This window comes from Pseudoduganella sp. RAF53_2, assembly GCF_052113985.1.
GTDB lineage: Bacteria > Pseudomonadota > Gammaproteobacteria > Burkholderiales > Burkholderiaceae_D > Rugamonas.
On sequence record NZ_JBFRDW010001052.1, the window covers coordinates 1 to 1137 of the forward strand.

The window sequence follows — 1137 nt, forward strand, 5'->3', positions numbered from 1 at the left end:
CTGGTGCAGAACCTGCTGTACGACGTGTCGCAGATCGCCATTCCGTTCGATAACGTCGATCCGGAACTGCTGCAGTCGCCGCAGAAATGGGACCCGGCGGAGATCGGCCGATTCATGCTGTTCTTCGGCCCGATCAGCTCCCTGTTCGACGTGATCACGTTTGCCGTAATGTGGTTCGTGTTCGGCGCCAAAACGCCGGAGCATCAGACGCTGTTCCAGTCCGGCTGGTTCATCGTCGGCCTGCTGACGCAAACCCTGATCGTGCATGCGATCCGTACGCCGAAGCTGCCGTTCATCCAGAGCCGTGCTGCCACGCCGCTGCTGGTGATGACGGGGGCGATCATGGCGGTAGGCGTGTTCCTGCCGGAAGGCCCGGTGGCGCACTACTTCAAGCTGCAATCGCTGCCGCCGCTGTACTTTGCCATTCTGCCGCTGATCCTGTTCGGCTACCTGGCCACCACGCAGCTGATGAAGCGCGTGTACCGCACGTCAGGGAACACCGGAGTATTTCTTCAGCAGGACAGTAAAGCGCTTGTTACCGGCCGTACCTAACCAGTTCCACATCGCCTCCACCTGGGCGGTGTGGGTGTCGTAATAAGTCTTGCTGGCTGCGATCCAGATATTGGTTCGCACCAGCGGCTTCTCCAGCCGCACGATCTCGCCGCGGTAATGTTCGGCCACGAATTTGTCCATGTCCGAGACGGAGATCAGCGAAACCACGAAGCCATCGATGCGCTTCAGGCGCAGCTTCTCAAAGTTGGCGGTTACGCCGTTGGCGCCGGAATCGATATTGATCCCCATCTGCTGCATGCGTACTGCATAGCTGGCGCCCATGGTGGTGCCGACTGTGTGGCCGCGAAAATAGGCGGCGGGATCGGTGTCCGGCGCGATCTTGTCGCTGGCGCGCACAAAGGCCACCAATACCAGCGGCACCGCGCGTTTCACATCCGGCTGGCCGCTTGCATCGAGCGGCAAGGCGACGCCGGGCATGCCCTGCATCGCTTCATCGGCCGGAACGAAATCGGCCACGCCAGCCTGCAGCGCGGTACGCAGGCGCATCACGGGCAGGCGCAGCAGACTGACAGCGCATCCCACGCTGGCCGTAAATTCCATGACCAATTCCACGCTGGCGCCGGG

Annotated in this window: 2 protein-coding genes; one reads left to right on the plus strand and one right to left on the minus strand. The window is 61.7% G+C overall.

Annotated features, from left to right (window positions below):
• Positions 1–552, plus strand: a 552-nt coding sequence (locus AB4Z11_RS32235; protein ID WP_442030332.1) for a cation transporting ATPase C-terminal domain-containing protein, incomplete at its 5' end; no start/stop codon positions are given.
• On the opposite strand, the gene AB4Z11_RS32240 is transcribed toward AB4Z11_RS32235, so the two are convergent.
• Positions 490–1137 (minus strand): hypothetical protein (locus tag AB4Z11_RS32240; protein WP_442030334.1); only part of this gene is annotated, 648 nt, incomplete at its 5' end. The genes AB4Z11_RS32235 and AB4Z11_RS32240 overlap by 63 nt on opposite strands.